This is a genomic window from Halorussus marinus (assembly GCF_004521895.1).
Taxonomy (GTDB): domain Archaea; phylum Halobacteriota; class Halobacteria; order Halobacteriales; family Haladaptataceae; genus Halorussus; species Halorussus marinus.
Map to the genome: position 1 here is coordinate 178948 of NZ_SBIR01000003.1, position 21008 is coordinate 199955.

The following is a 21008-nucleotide window of genomic DNA, read 5'->3' on the forward strand; positions in this document are numbered from 1 at the left end:
ACTGTGGGCCCAGACTGGGAGGACTCGACGGGGCGGTCCGCAAGCGGTGGAACTTTACTCGCGCGCCCCGGCCCCTCGACCATGAGCGACGACGAGCAACTCACCTACGCGGACGCCGGGGTGGACATCGAGGCCAGCGAGGCCGCGACCGCCGCGCTGGTCGGCGCGGTCGGCGACATCGACGAGAGCGAGTACGCCGGACTGCTCGACATCGGCGACCGGTATCTCGCCCTGGCGACCGACGGCGTCGGCACCAAACTCCTGGTGGCCGAGGCGCTCGGCGACTACTCCACCGTGGGGATCGACTGCATCGCGATGAACGTCAACGACCTCGTGGCGTCGGGGGTCGAACCGGTCGCGTTCGTCGACTACCTCGCGGTCGACGAGCCCGACGAGGGCTTCTCCGAGCAGGTCGGCGAGGGACTCTCGGCGGGGGCCGAGACGGCGGGAATCGCGCTCGTCGGCGGCGAGACCGCGGTGATGCCCGAGGTGATCGAGGGCCTCGACCTCGCGGGAGCGTGCGCGGGGCTCGCGCCCAAAGACGCCGTCTTCCCCGGCGAGGCCGCGGTCGGCGACGCGATCATCGGCTTTCCCTCCAGCGGCATCCACTCGAACGGGCTCACCCTCGCTCGGGAGGCCGTCACGCGCGAGCACGACTACGACGACCCGTTCCCGCTCGACCCCGACCGGACCGTCGGCGAGGTGTTGCTGGAGCCCACCCGGATCTACGCCTATCTGCTCGAACACCTCCGCGAGCACGAGGTCCACGCCGCGGCCCACGTCACCGGCGGCGGCTGGACGAACCTCTCGCGGATGGGCGAGCGCCGCTACGAGATCGACGACCCGTTCGACGCCCAGCCGGTCTTCGAGTTCGTCGCGGACGCGGGCGGCGTCGACGACGAGGAGATGCACCGGACGTTCAACATGGGGACCGGCTTCGTCGTCGCGCTCCCCGAGGCCGACGCCGAGTCGCTGGCCGCCGAGACCGACGGCCGCGTGATCGGCGAGGTCCGGGAGGGCGACGCGGTCGCGATCCGCGGACTGGAGCTGTAGCCGGGCGGTCCCGCGGCCGGTCCGCCGGGCCGGCGACGCGTCCGACCCACAAAGAAGATATCGCGGGGCCACAAATCCCCGCCGAGATGACCGAGTTCGTCCGTCGGCAAGCCGTCGGGCTGGCGGTGCTCGCGGGCGTCGCGGCCGCCAGCCTCCTCGCCGGTCCGGACCGGCTGTTCGAGACCGCCCGGACGGTCGCCGACCGGCCGGCGGCGTTCGGCGCGCTGTTGGCGGGAGCGTACCTCGTCCGGCCGCTTTTCGCGTGGCCGACCTCGCTGGTCGCGGTGCTGGCGGGCTACGGCTTCGGGCCCGTCGCGGGCTTTCCGATCGCGCTCGCGGGCACGACCGCAAGCGCCTGCCTCCCGTTTCTGGCGGCGCGCTACGTCGGCGCGGACTCGGGGCTGATCGCGCGACTCGGCGACTCGGCGGATCGGTTCTTCGCGGCCACCGGCGACCTCCGCGGGATGGTGATCTCCCGGCTCCTGCCCGCGCCGTCCGATCCGGTCTCGGCGACCGCCGGGCTGTCGGGCGTCTCCCCGTCGGCGTTCGTCGCCGGGACCGCAGTCGGCGAGATCCCGTGGACCGCCGCCGCGGTGCTGGCAGGGGGGTCGCTCGAACGGCTCGTCGCGTCGGGAGCGAGCGCCGTCGGCTGGGAACTCGTCGCGGCGGCCGGGGCCGTCGGGGTCGCGCTGCTGGCGGGGCCGGCCTACCGCGCGGTCGCCGCGCCGTAGAGTCGGGCCGAATTTGGAACGGAGTCGGTACCGAGCCGGTCGGAGTCCGAAAAACGCCTATTTGGGCGGCGCCCGTCTCTCGTCTCATGTTCGTGAACGCACACACTCGCGGGACCGACCGCGGGGGACCGATCGCTCGCGGTCGCGGCCGACGGCGGAGGCGGGGACGGTGACCGACTCCGAAACGACCCGCGGTCGGCTCCGGGCCTTCGCGGTCGCGCTGGCCGGCGGGGTCGCGGCGGTCGGCGGCTCGTACGCCGCGGCGGGGCTCACGCCCGCGTTCGCGGCCGCGCCGGTCAGCGCCGTCGTCGTCGCCAACACCCCCGACGCGGTCGTGACGTGGTCGATCCAGACGCTCGGCGATCTGGGTCATCAGCTCGGGTTCGCGCTGGCGCTGGCCCTCACCGTCGGGCTGTTCGGGGCGGCGGTCGGCGCCGCCGGCGTGCTCGCCGACCGGTTCGGTCTGCCCGGGTGGCCGTTCGCGGGGCTGGCGGCCGTCGCGGTCGCGTTCGGGCTGTCGGGCGCGCTGGGTCCCGAACTCGCGGCCGGGGCGGGCGCCGCCGCCGTCGTCGCGGCCGCCGAGTTCGGCGTGAGGACCGCCCCCGATCGCTCGGCGGTCCGACGGCGAGTCCTCCGGGCCGCGGCGGCCTCGGCCGCGATCGGCGGCGTCGGGGTCGTCCTCGGGTCTCGGCGGGGCGGCGACTCGACGGGGGGGTCGCCCGCCGCCGACGTCAGCGCCGACGTGCGCGAACTGCTGACCGAGGCCGACGGGAAGTCCCTCGACGTCTCCGGCATCGAGCCGCTGGTCAGTCGCGACTTCTATCAGGTCGACATCAACAGCGTCGATCCCGAACTGAACGCCGAGAGCTGGTCGCTCCGGGTCACGGGCGCGGTCGACGAGCCGCGGGACTTCGACTACGAGACGCTCACCGGAATGGACGCCGAGGACCGCTTTGTCACTCTCCGGTGTGTCGGCGAGTCGCTCAACGGCCAGAAGATGGACACCGCGGTCTGGACCGGCGTGGCGGTAACCGACCTGCTCGGCGACCTGCCCGGGGAGTGTTGCGTGATGGCGCGTGCGGCCGACGACTTCTTCGAGGAGTTCCCGCTGGCGGCGCTCGAAGACGCCCTGCTGGCCTACGAGATGAACGGCGAGGCGCTCCCGCGGGGCCACGGCTATCCCGTTCGACTGCTGGTGCCGGGCCACTGGGGCGAGATCAACGTCAAGTGGCTCACCGAACTCGAAGTGCTCGAGGAACCCCAAGACGGCTACTGGGAGAAGCGCGGGTGGCACGGCACCGGCCCGGTCGAGACCGTCGCGAAGCTCCACGCGGTCAATCACCTCGATGACGGTCGCGTTCAGGTCGGCGGGCACGCCTACGCGGGCACACGGGGTATCGAGCAGGTCGAAGTCTCGACCCACGGCGGCGAGACGTGGACGACGGCGCGACTCTCGGAACCGCTCGCCGAGACGGACGCCGGCGAGGGCGAGTCGTGGTCCGGCCCCGACGTCTGGCGCCAGTGGGAACACACCTACGACCCCGACGGCGCCCACGAGGTCGTCGTCCGGGCCACCGACGCCACCGGCACCCTCCAGCCCCGCGAGGAGAGCGAGGCGTTCCCCAGCGGGCCGACCGGATGGGTGTCCCGGCGTGTCGAGCCATAAATATATCCGCGCGCGAGGGCCATACGCGAGTGACTGGCAGATGGACAAGGCGCTCTGGTATCTGCTCACGGCCACCCGCGGCGGAGAGAACCGCGTGCGGATCATCCAGGCGCTCTCGGAACGCCCGCGCAACGCCAACCAGCTCGCGGACGCTCTCGACGTCCGATACAAGACCGTCCGCCACCACCTCGACATGCTGGCCGACCACGGGGTGGTCGAACCCGGCGACAACGACTACGGGAAGCTCTACTTCCTCACCGACGAGTTCGAGCGACACCGGGAGGCGTTCGAGGACATACTGGACCAAATCGAATGACAATGATACAAGCAGCTAGCGCGCTCGCGGTCGTGAACATCCTCCTGCTCGGTCTGCTGACCGGCGTCTGGATCCGCAACTACCGCACGTTCGGCACCTCGCTGATCGCCGGGCTCGTCGCGTTCGGCGCGGTAATGCTCGCCGAGAACGTGGTCGCCCTCTACTTCTTTTTCAGCATGAAGATGCTCTACTCGGGCGACCCGACCGTCCAGCGGGCGGTGTTGGTGCTTCGCGGGATGCAGGTGATCGCGCTCGGGTTCCTGACGTGGGTGACCGTGAAGTAGTCGCGGCCGGCCGAGGTTCGGGTGCGGACGGGAGTGCCACCCGCCGGGCGGGTCGGGCTACTCAAGCGGTTTGGGTTCGTCGTCCTCGAAGTACGGCACGTTCAACTCTTCGCCGTAGTAGTACAGTTGAAACCCGAGACCGACGACGAGCGCGACGCCGAACCACACCGGCGAGATCCCGCCCAGCCCCGCCTCGAGCGTGATGTCGCCAGACAGGGTCTGGCGCCAGAGGGGGACGACCGCGGCGATCAGTCCGGCGCCGAGCGCGGTCGCGGCGCCGGTGACGATGAGTTCGTAGAACTTGAGCGCGAGGATAGCACCGAGTAGCCCCGCCACGATCGCGGCCACGACGTAGTTTTGCATCTGCTGGGTCTGTAACTCGGGACGGGTCGCCAGCTCGGCGGCGGCCGCGGTCGGCCGCGCGCGCAGACTGTTCGCGAGCGTGCCGGCGAACTGCCCGCCCGTCAGGAAGACGAACGCCGACCCGCCCGTCGAGACGAATCCCGCGATCACGACCGTGAACCGGGTGAAGAACGGAAGCAAGACTCGTCCGGCCACGGCACCGACGACGACCACGAGCAGGAGTTCGACGGCCTGGGACTCCAAGGCCATCGTCGCCGTCGTCCGGGACGACTGGAACCACCACGCGAACGCTCCGACGAGTCCACCCGCGATCCATCCGAGCCACGCGAGGAGTTCCTCGGCGAGGGCGTATCCGAAGAGGCAGAACGCGATTCCGATGACTGATACGAGGCCCAGGATTGCGAGCGCTGGTGGGTCGGCTGAGAGCATCTATTTTGGCACATACCAAAATCAATATATAAATCTTTCTGAGGTGCTGAGCGATCGCTCCGCACTCGCTCAGTAGAACGTGTCGGCGCAGTCCATGATCACGCCGTGGTTCGGACAGACGTACTTGCAGTGGCGGTGGTACATCGGTTCCTCGCAGATCGGACACGGGCGCCCGCCCGCCTCGGCGGTCGACTCGCTCGCCGCCGGTCGGTCGGCGGCCGTCCGGTCGGCCGACGCGCCGTCGCCCGCCGCGCTGGCCTCGCCCTCGTCGCTCATGGTATCACCTCGGTCGCGCGGGGTATTCACCCTTTTCCACCGAGGCGGGCGCGCGCGATCAGATAACCGCCCCACGTCCAGCAGACGGCCCCGACCGCCGCGGCGAGGACGTGGACCGCCGAGACCCAGTGGGGGAGCGCCACCACGTCCCGGGCGCCCGCGAGCACGAGCCACAGGATCGGGACCTTGCGGTCGAAGAACCCGCGGTCGCTGGTCGCGTCGGCGTCGTACGGTTCGAGGCCCTCGGTGTCGGCGGGCTGTTCGCCGTGGGGGAGCTTGTCGGCCTCGTAGGGCAACGACGGCACGTCGTAGCTCGCGACCAGACTCCCGTCGGCCGTCAGCTCGACCACCCGGTTGTTCCGGGTGTCGGTCACCAGGGTGTTGCCGTTCGGGAGCCGGTCGGCGTCCCGGGGCCAGTCGAACGGGATCCCCCCGACCCCGGAGACCGACCACGCCACCTCCCACTCGCCGGTCGACTCCTCGCGGTGGAGTTCGACGACGCGGTGGTTCTCCGAGTCGGCGACCACGATCGCGCCCTCGCCGATCCAGTGGGGGTTGTGCTGTCGGTTCAGCAGGCCCTCGTCACCGTCCTCGTTGATCACCTCGACGACGCCCTCGCCGCGCTCGACGACCAGAAGCTGGTTCTCGTTGCGGATCGAGACCAGAAACCGATCGTCGCCGACGTAGTCGACGTCGTTGAGGTGGAGCCAGTCCTCGCTTCGTGGGTCCGGAGGCGCCTCGTAGTGGTCGCTCGCGTTCCACGTCCACTCGCGGTCGCCCGACTCGGGATCGTAGACGAAGATGCTCTCCCACTCCATGTCGGCGACGAGGACGTTCCCCGACGGGAGCATCTCGGCGTCGTGGACCTCGCTGTTCCTGCGGGTCTTGACGGGGTAGCTCCGCTCGGAGACCACCGCGGGCTCGGGGACGGGATCGATGATCCTGACCCCGGTGCGCTTGCACGGTGGGTCGTAGGGCCCGCAGTCGTCGTACCCGCCGGCCGCGAATGTCGCGAGCACCGTGCCGTCGTCGAGCGACTGCACGTTCTGGTAGCTGATGATCCCGCCGAGGCTCCACTCGACGGTCCCGCGGCCGTCGAGGGCGGTCACGTTGCCGTTCGGGCCGGGGCCCTGGACGCCGACGAGCAGCGTCGTGTTATCCGGGTCTCCCGCGTCCGAGAGGCGGTCGGTGTCGGGCGCGAGCGCCCAGCTCACGCCGAACGTCGCGACGACTACCACGGTCCCCGCGGCGAGAACGAGCAGGCCCCGCCGGGACGCGGTCATCTTCGACACGAAAGCGCCTCCCGGCCCGAGTCGTGTGCGTCCATCGGCGTGATCGTACACGACCGACGACCGTAACGTCTCTGGTCAGTCGGCCGAGAAACGGGCGCTAGAAACGGAGTAAGGCCTCGCTACCGCGGTCTCAGCACTCGCTCCAGCCACAGGACTCGCAGGTCTTGCACCCCTCGGAGTAGTACAGCGACAGCGAACCGCAGTCGGGACACTCGGGGCTCTCGCCCGAGTCGATGATGGCCTGCTGGTCGGCCTCCTTTTCGGTGGCCGCCGCGTTCGCGTCGGCGGTCGGGGCGGTCGTCCGGGCGCCGCCGTCGGTCTCGGGGGCGGTCTCGCTTTCCTGGACCTCGTCTTCGACCTCGCTCAGGTTCTTCTGCTGGGGGTAGGCCTTCTCGACCTCGCCGTCGAGGTACCGGCGCAGCGCGGTGCCGATGGCGTCGGGGATGGAGTTGATCTGCTCGCCCTTGTCCCAGGCGACCTTCGGGCTCCGGATGCCCTGCAGTTCGTCGGCGATCTCCTGGGGGTCGACGCCCGACCGGAGCGCGGTCGAGATGGTCTTGGCGAGCGACTCGGTGAACGACGCGGTGAAGCCGCCGGAGTTGCCGATGTTGGCGAACAGCTCGAACGGCCGGCCGTCGTCGTCCTCGTTGATGTTGACGTAGAGCTTGCCGTAGCCGGTGTCGATGCGCTGGGTGATGCCGTGGAGCACGTCGGGGCGCGGGCGCTTCTCGGCGTAGGGCTCGGCCGCTTCGCCGTCGGCGGCGCCGAGGATGGACTCGACCTGCTGGTCGAGATGTGCCTGGACCTCGTCGCTCTCGACGAAGCCCTCGATACCGCCGAAGACCTCCCGGATCTGCTCGACGAGCGCCTCGGCGGCCTCGCTCTCGTCGGCGAACTCCTTGTTCTCGGCGCGGGTGGTCAGCACCTGCTTCGAGCGCGTGCCGTCGCGATAGACGGTCACGCCCTTGCCACCGTTCTCGTAGATGTACTCGTACACTTCCCGCATGTCCTCTTTCGTAGCGTCGTTGGGGAAGTTACAGGTCTTCGAGATGGCCGAGTCGACGCCCTCCTGGCAGGCACACTGGACCGCGGCGTGGTCCTTGCCCGCGAGGTCGCTGGTGACGACGAACAGCTCGCCGATGGCGTCCGGGACGGTGTCGAGCCCCTCGACGCCGTCGAACTCGTTTGCCGCCATCTGGTCTTGGGCCTCGCGCTTGACCGCTTCGACGTCGATGTCGTTGTCCTCCAGCGTCCGGAGGAAGTAGTCGTCGAACTCCACGAGCATCTCGTCGCCCTGCACGTCGTCGGAGACGTTCTTGTAGTAGGCGACGTTGTAGATGGGCTCACAGCCGCCCGTGGTGTTGCCGACCATCGAGGTGGTGCCGGTCGGCGCGATGGTCGTGGTGTTGTGGTTGCGCATCGGGAAGCCCTCGGCCCACTCGTCGGCGTCGAGGCCGGTCTGCTTCTCGAACCACTCGCGGTACTCGGTCGGGTTCGCGTACTTGCTGTCGGCCCAGTCGTTGAACGGGCCCCGCTCTTGGGCGAGCTCGTGGGAAGTCCACTTGCTCTCGTTGTTGATGTACCGCATCAGCTGGCGGGCGATCTCGTTGCCCGCCTCGGAGCCGTACTCGACGCCGAGCTGGATGTACAGCTGGGCCAGCCCCATCACGCCGAGTCCGATCTTGCGCATGTCCCGGACCTTCTGTTCGATCTGCTCGACCGGGAAGTCCGACATCGTGACGACGTTCTCGAGGAACCGGGTGCCGTACTCGATCCGGTGGTCGAAGTCCTCCCACGCCATCGACTCGGCGAGGAAGGCGTCGACCGCCTGCTCGAAGCCGTCGTACTCGTCGGCGTGCTCGTCGTACCAGACCCGCCAGTCGGGCGCCTCCTGATCGGCCAGCGTCGAGAGGTTGATGTGACCGAGGTTACACGCCTCGTACTCCTCTAGGGGCTGTTCGCCGCAGGGGTTGGTCGCGAGGATGCGGTGGTCGGGGTGTTCCTCGACGTCGAACGAGTGTTCTTTGTTGACCCGTTCGAGGTAGATGACGCCGGGCTCGCCGTTCTCATGGGCGCCGTCGATCATCCGGTTCCAGATGAGCTCGGCGGGGACCGACAGCTCCTCGCCGACCTCGACGTGCTCGCCGAGGTCGAACATCTCGTAGAGCTCCTTGGTGTGTTCGGTCGCGACGTGGGGTTCGCCGGTCCGAGGGTTGGTGAACGTGAACTCCTCGTCGTTTTTCACCGCCTCCATGAAGTCGTCGGTCACGCCGACCGAGATGTTGAAGTTCGAGAGGTGGCCCTCGGCGGCGTTCCGGAGGTGCTTGGGGACCCGGCCGTCCTCGTCGATGAGCTCGCGGGCCTCCTCCAGAGCGTCGACGAAGGAGTTGTGGGTGTAGTCGTCGGGGTCGTTGAGCCGGAGGGTCCGGGCGAGGCTCACGTCCTTGTTCTTGGCGTGGATGAACTGGATGACGTCGGGGTGAGAGACCCGCATGACGCCCATCTGGGCGCCCCGACGGGCGCCGCCCTGCGCGATGGTCTCGCACATCTGGTCGTACGTGCGCATGAACGTGATGGGGCCCGAGGCGATACCGCCCGTGCTCCCGACCGCGTCGCCGTATGGTCGGAGCCGCCAGAACGCGTAGCCCATGCCGCCGCCCGACTGGAAGACCTGCGCGGCCTCCTTTGCGGTCTGGTGGATGTCGTCGATGTCGTCGTCGGGCGAGTCGACGAAGCAGGCCGACAGCTGTTGGAGCTCGTCGCCCGCGTTCATCAGCGTCGGCGAGTTCGGCATGAACGAGAGGTTCGCCATCAGGTCCTCGAACTCCTCGCGGACGTCCACGACGTGGGTCCGGATCTCCTCGGGGAGCTCGGGGACGACGGTGTCGTACGCGAACTTGTTGACGTTGTACACCGACAGCTCGGTCTCGGCGTCGTCCTCGACGGTCGTACCTTTCCCGAACACCTCGGCGGCGAGCTCGTCCCGACGGGGGTGGTCGGGCTTGAGCTGGTCGGGCGTGACGGTGACCGTCTCCTCGCGCTTGTCGGCCTCGTAGACGGCCTCCGCCAGCGCGATGTTCTTCGCGACTCGGGGAAACAGATCCTCTTGTTCCTCGATGAGGTCGCCGTCCGCGTTCTTCCGGAGGTACCGGGCCGGAAGGATGTTGTGGTAGGCGTTGTCGGTCAGTCGCTGTTCGATCGTCTCGCCATCGGTCCGTTTGATGGGTAGCGTGAGTTCGTCGGCCGAGAGTTCGCCCGCGCCGCTCATGCGTGGGCCACCTCGGGTGTCTGTCCGGCGATTCCGGTCTCTGCGAAACGTGTCTTGCGATTCATTCGTGACGGAGATTCCATTCTAAGTCCTCCCAAATAACGCTTTGCTTTCCTGCTTTCGTTACTCCAACTGTACTTGTACTGCGATGCCTCTGGCGGAAATTGTAGCCGATCGCGAGTGGTCCGTGCGCCGACACGCGGGCCGGAACTCGCGGCGTCTTCGCGTCTACCTCACCTTGGGGGCGGGGCATAATAAGAGTATGTAGACCGGAGCGAAAGTGGTCAGAATCCGGACCGGATCGGCGTCGCTCGGCGTCGTACGCCCGCAGTCGCTGGGTTTTTCGACCTGTCGGGATACTCGGCCGGCCGACACGTTTACGGTGTCCGGGTCTCGTCTTTCGGTCATGATAGCTCCGGTCGCCGAACTGGTCGCGACCCCGGTCGGCAAACTCCTCGTCGGACTCGTGGTCCTCGCCGCGGTCGTGCTCGTCGGTCGAATCGTCCTCAGCGTCGCGTGGAAGCTCCTGCTCGTCGCCATCGTCGTCACGGGCGCGGTCTACACGGCGGGCGTCCTGCTGTAGAGAGGGGTCCGACCGGCGGGGCTGTCGGGGCACCGCTACGCCACGCCGTCGAGGAAGTTCCGGATCACGTCGTGGCCGACCGCGGTCAGGACGCTCTCGGGGTGAAACTGGACGCACTCGATGGGATGCTCGCGGTGGCGCACGCCCATCACCAGCTCCTCGCCAGCGTCGGACTCGCTCGCGTCCGACGAGTCGGTCGACGCGTCGGTCCCGGCGGACTCGTGATACGTCGTCGCGGTCACCTCGAAGCACTCGGGAACCTCGGTGGCGATCAGCGAGTGGTACCGGCCCGCCCGGAACCCCTGATCGAGTCCCCGGTAGACCCCGCGACCGTCGTGGTCGACCGGGAACGCCTTGCCGTGGATCGGCTCGGGCGCCCGTCCGACGGCCCCGCCGTAGGCGTAGACGGCGGCTTCGAGCCCGAGACAGACCCCGAGCGTCGGCACGTCCGGGCTCACCTCCCGGAACACGTCGTTGGTCACCCCGACGTCGCGGTCGTTGGCCGGGTGGCCCGGTCCGGGCGAGACCACGATCGCGTCCGGGTCCGCCTCGCGGACGTCGGCCAGCGACGCCGTGTTCCGGACGACCTCCGTATCGGCGTGCTCGCTCGTGTACTCCACGAGGTTGTACGTGAACGAGTCGAAGTTGTCGACGAACAGCACGTCGGTCATCGGCTCACCTCCGGCGTCGTGGCGGTCTCGATCCGCCTGAGCGCGGTCAGGACGCCGTCCATCTTCTGTTCGGTCTCCTCGTACTCGGCGGCGGGGTCGCTGTCGGCGACGATACCCGCGCCCGCCTGCACGGTGACCCGGTCGAGGTCGTCCCCGACCGCGTCGTGCTCGACCGTCGCAGTCCGGATGACGATGGCGAAGTCGGCGTCGCCGGTCCACGAGTAGTAGCCGACGCCGCCGCCGTACAGCCCCCGCGGCGAGCGTTCGAGGTCGTCGATGATCTCCATCGCGCGGATCTTGGGCGCGCCCGACAGCGTGCCCGCGGGGAACGACGCCCGGGTCGCGTCGAAGGCGTCGGCGTCGGCCGCCAGCCGGCCGGTCACGGTGCTCTCGATGTGCTGGACGTGACTGTACTTGAGCACGTTCATGAACTCGTCGACGCTGACGCTACCGGGCTCGCTCACCCGTCGGACGTCGTTGCGCGCGAGGTCGACGAGCATGGTGTGTTCGGCCCGCTCCTTGCCGTCGGCGAGCATCTCGCCCGCGAGCCGGCGGTCCTCGACCGGGCTCGACCCGCGCGGACAGGTGCCCGCGATGGGGTTGGCCATCACCTCGTCGCCGCGGACCGACACCAGCGTCTCGGGGCTCGCGCCCACCACCGTCAGGTCGCCGTGGCCGAGCAGGTACATGTACGGCGAGGGGTTCACCTCCCGGAGCGCCTCGTAGAAGCCGAGCGCGTCGATCTCGCCGTCGAGTTCGCGCTTGCGGGAGATCACGCCCTGATAGATGTCGCCGTCGAGGACGTGTTCTTTCGCGGTCCGGACCGCGTCCTCGTACTCCTCGCGCGGGCCCGCGGTCTCGCCCTCGCGGACGAACCCGCCGGTCTCGGGGGCGTCGGCCGCCCCCAGGCGGTCGGCCACGCGATCGGCCTCGGCCCTGAGGTCGTCGTACACCGCGCCGGGGTCGTCGTCGGGGCCGACGACCGGCGTGAACACCAGCGAGACCGTCTCGGCGAGGTGATCGAACGCCAGCGTCTTGGTGTTGAGCACGAACTGGGCGTCCGGGAACCGCGAGTCGGGGCGCTCGACGCCGACCTCGTCGAGCCAGAGGTCGTAGACCGCGTCGTAGGCCAGAAAGCCGACGAGCCCGCCGTCGAACCGCTGGCCGTCCCCGTTCCCGAACCCGCGGCGATCCGCGTCCGGGAGCGCGGTCCGGAGCGCCTCCAGCGTCTCGCCCGACCGCGCGGGCGAGACGTGCTCGGCGGCCCGGCCACCGAGCGACTCGACGCACACGTCGTCGGGGTCGACGGTCACGACGGCGTCGGGGTCGTACCCCACGTACGAGTAGCGGGCGTGGCGCTCGCCCGACGAGTCGGGGGAAAACGCCCCGTCGGGATCGCTGGAGGCGGTCTTCTCCGCGCTCTCCAGCAGGAAGGCGTACTCAGAGCGGTCGGTCTCGGTCGAGCGCCCGGTCAGCGCGGCGTACGCCGACAGGGGTGCGGTCTCGACCCCGAGTTCGGTCCCGACGCGCACGACCGCGGGATCGTCGCCGCTCGCGAGCTCGACGAACCGCTCTCGGTCCGGATTCATGGCTTGGGGGCCGGCTCGGCGCGCTCGGCGTTCGTCACGAACGACGCGACGGCTTCGGGGTCTTTCCGGCCGCCCGCGGTCTCGTCGGGGTCCTCGCGCTCGACGCCGCTGGCGACGTCGACCGCGAAGGGATCGACCGCCCGGACGGCCGCCCCGACGTTCTCGGGGGTCAGCCCGCCCGCGAGCACGACCGGCGAGTCGAGGTCGGCCGCGACGTCGGCGGTCCGCTCCCAGTCGTGCGTCCGGCCGGTCCCGCCCGCGCCGTCGGCGTCGACCGAGTCGACGAGCAGCGCGTCGGCCACCTCGTCGTAGCGCCGCGCCCGCTCGGGATCGGCGGCGTCGACGGTCTTGAGCACCTTCGCGTCGACGCTAGAGGTCAGGTACGCCAGATCGCCGACTTCGAGGTCGCCGTGGACCTGGACGGCGTCGACGCCGACCGTTCGGGCCAGTTCGGCCACCGACCCGGGGCTGTCGGACATCGTCACCAGCACGGTGGTCACGAACGGCGGGGCCGCGGCCGCGAGGTCGGCCGCGACCCTGGGGGCGATCTCCCGCGGGGAGTCGACGGGAACGTCGACGAGGAGTCCGATCGCGTCGGCGCCGGCCTCGACGGCGGTCCGGAGGTCCTCGCGTCCGGTGATCCCGCAGATCTTCGCGCGGGTCATGCCGTCACTGGCTCGCAGAGCTGTTCGAGCTTCTCGGTCGCGTCGCCGTCGTCGATCGCCTTCGCGGCGCGCTCGACGCCGTCTTCGAGCGAGTCGGCCTCACCAGCGACGTAGATCGCCGCGCCCGCGTTGGCGAGGATGATGTCGCGTTTCGCGCCGGTCACCTCGCCCGCGGCGATGCCCCGGAGGTCCGCGGCGTTCTCCGCGGGACTCCCGCCCGCGACCTCGGCCACGTCGTGGCGATCGAGCCCGAAGTCCTCGGGAGCGAGGGTGTACTCCTCGATCTCGTCGCCCCGGACCTCCGCGACCGCGGTCTCGTCGTGGACCGCGATCTCGTCCATGCCCGAGCCGTGGACGACCAGCGCGCGCTCGACGTCCATCTGCGCGAGCGATCGGGCGAGCACGGGCACGAGGTCCGGATCGTAGACGCCGACGATCTGGCTGTCGGCGCCCGCCGGGTTGGTGAGCGGGCCGAGCACGTTGAACACGGTCCGCATCCCGAGTTCGCGCCGCGGGCCGATGACCGCCTTCATCGCGGGGTGGAAGACGGGCGCGAGCATGAAGCCGATGCCGTCGGCCTCGATGGCGGCCTCGACCGCCGGCGGTTCGGCGTCGATCTGGACGCCGACTTCCTCCAGCACGTCGGCGCTCCCGGACGACGAGGACACCGAGTAGTTGCCGTGCTTGGCGACCGGAACGCCGGCGCCGCTGGCGACGATCGCGCTCGTGGTCGAGACGTTGATGGTCGAGTAGTCGTCGCCGCCGGTGCCGCAGGTGTCGACCAGCGGCGACCGGTCGGGGTCGATGGTCCGGGCGGCGTCGCGCATCCCCCGTGCGAACCCCGCGATCTCGGTTTCGGTCTCGCCCTTCGCGCGGAGGGCGGCGAGCAGTGCGCCGATCTGGGCCTCGGTCGCGTCCTCGAAGACGGCGGCGGCCGCCTCGCGGGCCTCCGCGAGCGTGAGATCCTCGCCGTCGGTGACGCGTTCGATGTACGTTTGCATTTTAAATCACCAATGTACGTCTTCGTCTTACGATGAACATAATCGTACATCTACTTAAGGATGTCGGGGTCGGCGGCTCCGCGACGACGCGCCGAATTGCGGCGGGAGACGACCTGATCTTCGACCTTTAGGATCGTCGGCTCTGAAATCGCCCGCCCGCGTCGTAATTCGAAAGGTTCATTTATACCCGCGGACAACGAGTGAATGCGTTCGAGATAGGCCGCATGGGTTTGTGGTCTAGTTGGTTATGACACCTCCTTGACATGGAGGAGGCCGGCAGTTCAAATCTGCCCAAACCCACTCCCCTTCGTTTTACCGGGATTCCCCGCTCGTACGGAGTCTCGTGCATTCGGCTCCGAACACCGACCCACTGCGATCACTCGATTTATTGAGTCGGTGTCCGTATCCGAGAGCGTGTCCTCCACCACACGCCGTTCGGTGCTCGCGGCGCTCAGTTCGGCCGCCGTCGTCGCCACCGCGGGGTGTTCGTCGATTCGCGCGGACGACCCCCCGGCTGGGAGCCTCCGGTTCGTCAACGACGACGACGTCCCGCACACGATCACGATGGGAGTCACCGGTGTCGGCGACGAACCCGGCGACGGCACCGGAACGGTCGACGGCGACCCCGTCGTCCCGCCCGCCCAGCGAAATCTGACCGCTGGCACGTCGATCGAACCGGGCGAGAGTTCGACCTACGAGAGCGTCTTCACGGAGCCGGTCTGGTACGCGGTCCGGTTCACCGTCGACGGACGGGAACCCGAAAACCAGACGGGCGTGACGGCGTTCCGCCCCTCCCCGACCGACAGCGCGGCCGGGAACACGTTAGCGGGGAAGATCTACGAGTCGGGCGAGTTTTCGTGGGTCGTCAGCAGTACCGACGACGCCGGTTCGTTCGGCGAGTAGGCGGACTCCTCGCGGGACGACGTGAACTCCGCGGCGAAGACGCGACGACCGACCTGTATAGCTAAGTGACACAACCGCCAAGGACTCGCATGGCTTCTCGACTCCGAGGTGCCACCGGTTTGGCGGTCGGTCGGGTGCTGAGTGGACTCGCAGTCCTGTCTGCGGGCGTCGCAGTCGCGATTCTCGCGTTCCCCAATCCGCTCGCGGACGTGTTCTTCACCGGGATCGTAGCGCTCGGCGTGGTTTTCGCGCTCGTCGGCGCGTTCGGCGCGTGGACGAACCGGACCGCGTTCGCCTGGGCGGGCGCCCTCCTGCTTGCGGGACTTTCGGTCGCGGGACTGATGTCGATCGGGTTCGTCCTCGCACCCGCCGCAGTCTTCCTGCTCGGCGCCGCGCTCTGCTCGCAACTGGCCGGCCCGCGGATCGATGTTCGCGAGGCGATCGTCGCCGATCCGCCGACGGTATCGGAAATCGGTCTGAAAGCCCTGATCGGCACCGTTTCGGTCGCCGCCGGAGCGGGGGCGGGATACGCCGGCGCCGTCAGACGGGATCTGTTCGGGGCGTGTGCGACCGAAACGCTGGAGTGTGCGCTCGCGAAGGCGAACTGGGCCGGGATCGGAACGACCCTGCTCGGCGTGGTCGCGATCAGCCTCGGAGCGTGGCTCGTCTGGAGACAGATCTACGTATCACGCGTGCTCGCATCGGCGTAGATCGAATCCGACCCGCGTTCGCGTGTCAGCGGCCGGTCGACGAACGCGGCGCCTCGGGGGAATCAGAACCGAAAGCGAGGGCAAAGAAAGGGGACGGAACGACTGCAGGGCGGCAGGAAGCGCGTCGGTGGGTACCGGGGGACGGTTTCGGGTGGTGGGACGCTCTGCCGCCACCGGAAACGTGATTCTATTCTAATATATGTCTTTTGTCTCGTTCACGGCGCTCGCGACCGACGCCGCCGGACAGAGCCACCGCAGATCTACTTCCGAAACGGCGTCGACGGCTCTCCGGTCGGTCCGACGCGTCGTCGGCCCTCACGTCGGGGAGTCCACCGTCGGTTCGGCGTCCGTCCCGGGGTCGTCGGGCGTCTCGGGGCTCGCGGTCTCGAATGTCAGACAGACGACGCTCCCTCGCGGGTCTCGCTCGCGAAACGACACCTCGCCGTTCGACTTCGCGACGATCCAGCTCACGAGCCAGAGTCCGAGCCCGCTGGTGTGATCGAGGGGCGTCTCGTAGCCGCGTTCGAGCACGGCGACCTCCGCGTCCGGGATCCCCGGCCCGTTGTCCGCGATGCGGACCTCGACGGCGTCGTCCCCGGCGTCGGCGATTTCGACGTCGATCTCGGGCGACTCGGCGTCGTTGTGCTTGGCGGCGTTGTCGATCACGTTTCTGAGCGCGGATTCGACCAGCGAATGGGCGGCGACCCGACACGACTCACACGCCGGCCCGTCAGTTCGAACCCCCGAATAGTCGCGTTCGACCCGTTCGAGCTCGGCCTCGATGATGTCGGCGAGGTCGACGACCGTAGTCTCGTTCAGTTCGCTCTGGAGGACACACTCGATGTCGCGGATCTGTCTGCTCATCTCCGCGAGATCGGCCGCCTGATCCCGGATCGTCGCGGCGCTGTCGGCGCCGTCTTCGATCGCGCTCTCGGCCAGCAGTTCGGCGTGGCCCTGAATCACGTTCGCGGCGTTCCGCAGATCGTGGCGAAAGACCCGGTTGAGAACGGTGAGCTGGCGGTTCAGTCGAGTGGCCTGATCGCGGGCGGCGGCCAACTGTTGCTCGCGGTCCGCACGCTCTAACGCGGTCCGGGTGTTCGCGGCCAGAATCTTCGCCAGCGACACGTCGGCCTCGTCGAAGGTGCCGACGTCGGTCGAGCCGATGTTGATCACGCCGTGGTCTCCGAGCGGAAGGATGATCTCGCTCCGGATCGGCGTGTCGCTCCGGTGGCGCTCGGGCTGGTCGCTCACGTCGTCGAACACCATGACCTCGCCCGTTTCGAACGCCCGCCACGACAGGCTCGTGCCGGCGGTGTAGGTGGGCACGTCGGAGATCAGATCGGTCTCCTCGTCGGTGACTGCGACCGGTTTCAGCGCATCCTCGTCGTCGTCGTAGAGCCAGGCACCGCTCACCCGCAAGTCCAGAATGTCGCGGGCGGTCTCGACCGCGCGGGTCGCGATCTCCTCGCGGTCCCGGAGCCGAACCAGATCGCGGGTCGCCGTGTGGAGATCGTGGAGCGCCCGCTCGCGCGTGGCGATCTCGGCCCGCTGGCGGTGTCGCTGGGCGTCGTAGAGCCCGATGACGAACCCGATGAGCGCGCCGACCGACGCCGCGCCGAGAACCACGAACTCCTGATCGACCATCCGGACGCCGTGGGCCTGCTGGGACCGGATCGTGAGCACCGCACTCGAACTCAGCGCGCCGACACACACGATACACCAGGCCGCGATCCGGTTGGCGGTGGCGGCGCCGACCGACCGCCGCCACAGCCAGACGCCGCCCGCGAACACCCCCAGACTGATGAGCGCCGGGAAGACGACCCCGAAGAGGATCGTCCGGGAGGACTCGGCCGAGTGGGTCGCGTGGACGAGATGAGCCAGACACAGGCCGCCCCCGAGAGCCAATATCACGGCTAGCCCACCCATAGAATCGAAGGCCCTTCTCATTAAAACACACACTGGATCGGGGCGATTTATACCTTCGGGACCAGACAGTCCCAGCGGTCTCGTTCGCCGTCGGCCGACTGCCGGCCGATCGATCCGGTCGAAGCGTCTCGTCGCTACGGGGCTCGAACCGGCGGCGTTCGGGATATCAGTCCCCGACGGAGGGCGTGAGCCACCCCGAGGAGAGACCCTCCTCGCGGAGATGCCACCGCTGTTGGAGTCGGCCGTCCGCGACCCGGAGTTCGACGACCGCGTCGAACAGCGGCGCGAGCCCCCGAACGCGTTCGGAGTCGTACGCGACCGGAAAGTGGAAGTGAGCCATCGCCTGCGCGCTCCGGATTCGACCGATCAGTACGTGGAGGAACCGAAAGCGGGCGGCGTCGTCGCGCGCCGAGGACAGCGGGACGAGCGAGTCGAAGCAGATGCGCAGTTCCGCGGGCGAGAGCCCGCCGGTGGCCGCCTCGAAGGCCTCGATCTCGCGGGCGATCGCGATCCCGAGCTCCGAGAGCTGACCGCGTTCGACCCGGACCGGCTCGATGGCGTCTCCGGACGGTTCGGACGGCACACTCGACGCGGCGCTTCGGGACGGAGCCGTCCACGAGACCAGACTGGTCCGGTCGGGATCGGGCGGCGTCGAGAGGCGATCGCCGAGAACCGGACCGTCGGGGGTCGTCGAGACGAACAGGCGGCGCCGATCCGCGACCGCCTCGTCGCCGAGCATACAGTTGCAGGCGTCTCTCGCCACCGAATCGGGCACGTTACCGACGACGAGAAGCGACGAACCGCTTCGCTTGAGCTCCCGGAGCTTCGAGACGAACGCGCCGCGGTCGGGGTCAGCGAGCCCGCCGATATCGCCCCGAGATGTCATTACGTTACGGTACTCGGACCGCATAAATGAATGTTTTGTCTGATGTCACCCAACGGCACACTACTGATCGACCCGACCGGTCTCACCGAGCGTCCGACCCGTCGGACGCCGACAGTCGGACTGTCGGGGCGGTCGAATTTATACGCGCGCCGCCCGTCGACATACGGTATGAGTTCTGAGGAGCGACAGACCGTCGAAGACGTAATGTCGACGCCCCTAGAGACAGTCTCGAAGGAAGCGACCGTGATGGAGGCCACACGCCGAATGCGCGACGAAGAGATAAGCGCGCTCGTTGTTCCGACCACGCCGCGGTCGATCATCAGCAGCACGGACGTCCTCGACGCCGTCGCCGACGGGCGCGACGTCGCCGAGTTGCGGGTGTCTGACGTGATGACGACCGACGTCGAAATCGCCACTCCGGACCTCTATCTGGAGGAAGTCGCCGCGATGATGACCACGTACGGTATCAAACACCTCCCGGTCGTCGACGACGACTACGTCGGGATGGTCTCCTCGACCGACATCACGGCCGCCCTCTCGTAGCGCCGCGAGGGCCCGGCAGTTCGGAGGATCGTTCAGGCGCCGTCGCCCGCGCCGCGGCCCACGTCGCGCTCCCGATCGCAGACGCTTCGGAGTCGCTCGTAGGTCTCGGTGGCGACCGCCCCCGGGCTCACGCAGTAGACGCCGCGGAGATCGCGGGCCCGCACTCGGTTGGTGAGCGTCTGGAAGAACCGCGATACGCGCGACTCGTCGGCGTACATCAGGAAGACGCCCAGCGCGTCGACGAACACCCAGCCGCGACCGGGTTCGAGGTGGCCGACCGCGTCGGAGAACCGCATCCCGACGCCGGTGAGGTCCCCGGGCCGAACGTGATCGGTGGTCCAGAGATCGCCGTCGTACTCGGCCGCGGTCGGGGTGACCGGCACGACGCCGACGTCGGCGGGATCGTGACCGTCGCGTTCGAGTCGCTGGGCGATCTTTCTGGGGTGGTCGCGGGCCGCGACGACGAGGAGGTTGTCGTAGGCGCGCTCGGGGAGCGCCGCGAACGGGGACTCGTTGGTCGGCGCCCGGACGAGCGTCTGTGTGCCAGCGGAGCCAAAGCGCTCGACGACCGGGTCTGATTGCCGAGACGACCCCGAGGGCACCCCGTCGGCCATGGTTAGGACTCCTGTATCTCCGGTGGTGTTTCGCCCGCGCCGGCGGCGTGACGGGTGACGTACGTGTGTGCGATCGCGACGCTGGCGTAGGCGGCGACGACGATTGTCGCCACCAGTACGTCGCCGACCAGCGAGAAGGGGGGCAGACCGAGCCACGCGCCCGTCAGGAGGCCGATGCCGCCGACTGCGAGGCCGAGATACCAGTTACACCACGGGATATCGGGCTGGGCGTCGAGATCGAGGTAGACGTCGAGCTGTTCGGCCGCGCCCGAGAGCTCGACGATGCCGCGGTTCTGGTTGTACTCGACGATGCCTGCCTCGTCCAGTTTCGGGAGGTGGGACTGGTAGAGTGCGGTGTACACCCGCTTGCGCTCGGCGGCCGAGATCGCTCCGACCGTCGTGTCGTTCTCCCAGGCCGCGACCTGCTCGGCGAGCTCCGAAAGCTCGACCGAGTCGTCGGCGCGTCGAAGGTAGTGAAGGGCGTACCGGCGACGGCGGTTCTTGAGAACGTCGAAGACGAGGTCTCGGGAGAGCTCGGGGACGGTCTGTTCGTCGTCGTCCGACGACTGCTCGTCGGGGACCCCGCCGCCGGCGATAGCCGCCTCCTGCGGGTCGGGAGCCTCCTCCGGTTCGGTACCTCCGGTTCCGGACGAGTCACCAATGGTGCTCATTACTCTGCCACCCCGTGGTCGTAACCCAGCATGGATTCAACACATCGCCGGGATTAGCCTTTGTTATTCACCATTTACCGGTTTGCAACCTCTGCTTACAGACCGTTGCATTCGCGTTCCACCCCGGAGCCGTCTTGCGGTAACTGGTGGTTACGAAAGCTGTCGGGTGATTGTCGACGTCGGAAGGGGTGTCATAGGTTCTCGTGGATGGCGAGCACGAGCGCCGGGACGACGATCATGAAGATGTGCTCCTCGATCGGGATCCCGAGCAGTTCGACGCCGGTCCGAAGCGGGATCGCGAAGACGCCGATATGAAGCGTGTACCAGTCCCACACGTACGCGATAGGGTAAAGCACGACGATCGTACGGGCGGCGGACGCGAGCGCCCGCGCACGATAGAGGAGCCATATCGCGACAGTTCCCCACACGATCTCGGTCGCGAGGTAGGTGTACGGGCCGAACGCGGCGCCTATGTCGGGAATCACGCCGAGTAGTTGGGCCCGTACCGCCAAAAATCCCGCTGCCGGCATGAGACAACTTTCAAGACCGTCGCGCGTGAGGTTCGACA

22 protein-coding genes and 1 tRNA gene are annotated in these 21008 nt (G+C 68.6%); 10 read left to right on the top strand and 13 right to left on the bottom strand.

The window, feature by feature from the left end; genetic code table 11:
- Nucleotides 1–81: 81 nt before the first annotated feature.
- From purM to EPL04_RS05085, 5 genes are all read left to right on the top strand, one after another.
- Complete coding sequence (gene purM, locus EPL04_RS05065) at nucleotides 82–1053, top strand: phosphoribosylformylglycinamidine cyclo-ligase (protein WP_134670027.1); 972 nt, start codon at nucleotides 82–84, stop codon at nucleotides 1051–1053.
- Between the two features lie 86 nt (nucleotides 1054–1139).
- Nucleotides 1140–1784: a TVP38/TMEM64 family protein gene (locus tag EPL04_RS05070; RefSeq protein WP_134670029.1), complete on the top strand. Its 645-nt coding sequence runs from the start codon at nucleotides 1140–1142 to the stop codon at nucleotides 1782–1784.
- Between the two features lie 169 nt (nucleotides 1785–1953).
- A complete protein-coding gene (locus EPL04_RS05075; protein ID WP_134670031.1) occupies nucleotides 1954–3450 on the top strand; it encodes a molybdopterin-dependent oxidoreductase in 1497 nt (498 codons plus the stop codon).
- Nucleotides 3451–3490: 40 nt separating this feature from the next.
- The gene (locus tag EPL04_RS05080) at nucleotides 3491–3766 is read left to right on the top strand and encodes an ArsR/SmtB family transcription factor (protein ID WP_134670033.1); all 276 of its coding nucleotides are present in this window, start codon (nucleotides 3491–3493) and stop codon (nucleotides 3764–3766) included.
- Nucleotides 3763–4050, top strand: a complete 288-nt coding sequence (locus EPL04_RS05085; RefSeq protein ID WP_134670035.1) for a hypothetical protein — start codon at nucleotides 3763–3765, stop codon at nucleotides 4048–4050. Before EPL04_RS05080 ends, EPL04_RS05085 begins: the two co-directional genes overlap by 4 nt.
- 57 nt (nucleotides 4051–4107) lie before the next feature.
- On the opposite strand, the gene EPL04_RS05090 is transcribed toward EPL04_RS05085, so the two are convergent.
- From EPL04_RS05090 to EPL04_RS05105, 4 genes are all read right to left on the bottom strand, one after another.
- The gene (locus EPL04_RS05090) at nucleotides 4108–4842 is read right to left on the bottom strand and encodes a hypothetical protein (protein WP_134670037.1); all 735 of its coding nucleotides are present in this window, start codon (nucleotides 4840–4842) and stop codon (nucleotides 4108–4110) included.
- 69 nt (nucleotides 4843–4911) lie between these two features.
- Nucleotides 4912–5001 carry an HVO_2523 family zinc finger protein gene (locus EPL04_RS19495; protein WP_303646390.1) on the bottom strand — a complete coding sequence of 30 codons (90 nt, stop codon included), beginning with the start codon at nucleotides 4999–5001 and terminating at the stop codon, nucleotides 4912–4914.
- A gap of 143 nt (nucleotides 5002–5144) precedes the next feature.
- Nucleotides 5145–6401: an aryl-sulfate sulfotransferase gene (locus EPL04_RS05100; RefSeq protein ID WP_134670311.1), complete on the bottom strand. Its 1257-nt coding sequence runs from the start codon at nucleotides 6399–6401 to the stop codon at nucleotides 5145–5147.
- Nucleotides 6402–6540: 139 nt separating this feature from the next.
- Complete coding sequence (locus EPL04_RS05105; protein WP_134670041.1) at nucleotides 6541–9678, bottom strand: adenosylcobalamin-dependent ribonucleoside-diphosphate reductase; 3138 nt, start codon at nucleotides 9676–9678, stop codon at nucleotides 6541–6543.
- Nucleotides 9679–10084: 406 nt separating this feature from the next.
- Between EPL04_RS05105 and EPL04_RS18675 the strand changes: the two genes are divergently transcribed.
- A complete protein-coding gene (locus EPL04_RS18675; protein ID WP_167599420.1) occupies nucleotides 10085–10261 on the top strand; it encodes a hypothetical protein in 177 nt (58 codons plus the stop codon).
- A 35-nt stretch (nucleotides 10262–10296) separates the two neighbouring features.
- On the opposite strand, the gene trpG is transcribed toward EPL04_RS18675, so the two are convergent.
- Genes trpG through trpD form a run of 4 tightly spaced genes read right to left on the bottom strand, consistent with a single transcriptional unit; the run spans nucleotide 10297 to nucleotide 14187 of the window.
- Nucleotides 10297–10932: an anthranilate synthase component II gene (gene trpG / locus EPL04_RS05110; RefSeq protein ID WP_134670043.1), complete on the bottom strand. Its 636-nt coding sequence runs from the start codon at nucleotides 10930–10932 to the stop codon at nucleotides 10297–10299.
- Nucleotides 10929–12521, bottom strand: coding sequence for an anthranilate synthase component I (gene trpE, locus EPL04_RS05115; protein ID WP_134670045.1), 1593 nt, complete (start codon nucleotides 12519–12521; stop codon nucleotides 10929–10931). The genes trpG and trpE overlap by 4 nt, the downstream gene beginning before the upstream one ends.
- Nucleotides 12518–13186, bottom strand: coding sequence for a phosphoribosylanthranilate isomerase (locus EPL04_RS05120; RefSeq protein WP_134670047.1), 669 nt, complete (start codon nucleotides 13184–13186; stop codon nucleotides 12518–12520). The genes trpE and EPL04_RS05120 overlap by 4 nt, the downstream gene beginning before the upstream one ends.
- Complete coding sequence (trpD, locus tag EPL04_RS05125) at nucleotides 13183–14187, bottom strand: anthranilate phosphoribosyltransferase (RefSeq protein WP_134670049.1); 1005 nt, start codon at nucleotides 14185–14187, stop codon at nucleotides 13183–13185. The genes EPL04_RS05120 and trpD overlap by 4 nt, the downstream gene beginning before the upstream one ends.
- 226 nt (nucleotides 14188–14413) lie before the next feature.
- Between trpD and EPL04_RS05130 the strand changes: the two genes are divergently transcribed.
- The 3 genes from EPL04_RS05130 to EPL04_RS05140 all read left to right on the top strand — a co-directional run bounded on the left by EPL04_RS05130 (nucleotide 14414) and on the right by EPL04_RS05140 (nucleotide 15800).
- Nucleotides 14414–14487 (top strand) — tRNA-Val (locus EPL04_RS05130).
- A gap of 114 nt (nucleotides 14488–14601) precedes the next feature.
- Entirely contained in the window at nucleotides 14602–15090 is a 489-nt protein-coding gene (locus EPL04_RS05135; RefSeq protein ID WP_134670051.1) for a hypothetical protein, read from the top strand.
- Nucleotides 15091–15179: 89 nt separating this feature from the next.
- Nucleotides 15180–15800, top strand: a complete 621-nt coding sequence (locus tag EPL04_RS05140) for a hypothetical protein (protein ID WP_134670053.1) — start codon at nucleotides 15180–15182, stop codon at nucleotides 15798–15800.
- Between the two features lie 315 nt (nucleotides 15801–16115).
- Here the strand turns inward: EPL04_RS05140 and EPL04_RS05145 are convergent, their stop codons facing one another.
- The gene (locus EPL04_RS05145) at nucleotides 16116–17711 is read right to left on the bottom strand and encodes a sensor histidine kinase (protein WP_167599421.1); all 1596 of its coding nucleotides are present in this window, start codon (nucleotides 17709–17711) and stop codon (nucleotides 16116–16118) included.
- A 181-nt stretch (nucleotides 17712–17892) separates the two neighbouring features.
- Nucleotides 17893–18612 carry a DUF7504 family protein gene (locus tag EPL04_RS05150; protein ID WP_134670056.1) on the bottom strand — a complete coding sequence of 240 codons (720 nt, stop codon included), beginning with the start codon at nucleotides 18610–18612 and terminating at the stop codon, nucleotides 17893–17895.
- Between the two features lie 168 nt (nucleotides 18613–18780).
- Between EPL04_RS05150 and EPL04_RS05155 the strand changes: the two genes are divergently transcribed.
- Nucleotides 18781–19155 (top strand): CBS domain-containing protein, encoded by a 375-nt coding sequence (locus tag EPL04_RS05155; RefSeq protein ID WP_167599422.1) that lies wholly within the window; start codon nucleotides 18781–18783, stop codon nucleotides 19153–19155.
- A gap of 32 nt (nucleotides 19156–19187) precedes the next feature.
- Here EPL04_RS05155 and EPL04_RS05160 read toward each other — a convergent pair whose 3' ends face one another.
- From EPL04_RS05160 to EPL04_RS05170, 3 genes are all read right to left on the bottom strand, one after another.
- A complete protein-coding gene (locus EPL04_RS05160; RefSeq protein WP_134670057.1) occupies nucleotides 19188–19769 on the bottom strand; it encodes a DUF7504 family protein in 582 nt (193 codons plus the stop codon).
- Between the two features lie 2 nt (nucleotides 19770–19771).
- Nucleotides 19772–20440, bottom strand: a complete 669-nt coding sequence (locus EPL04_RS05165) for a DUF7344 domain-containing protein (protein ID WP_134670059.1) — start codon at nucleotides 20438–20440, stop codon at nucleotides 19772–19774.
- Nucleotides 20441–20631: 191 nt separating this feature from the next.
- The gene (locus tag EPL04_RS05170) at nucleotides 20632–20925 is read right to left on the bottom strand and encodes a lycopene cyclase domain-containing protein (protein ID WP_134670061.1); all 294 of its coding nucleotides are present in this window, start codon (nucleotides 20923–20925) and stop codon (nucleotides 20632–20634) included.
- Nucleotides 20926–21008: the final 83 nt, after the last annotated feature.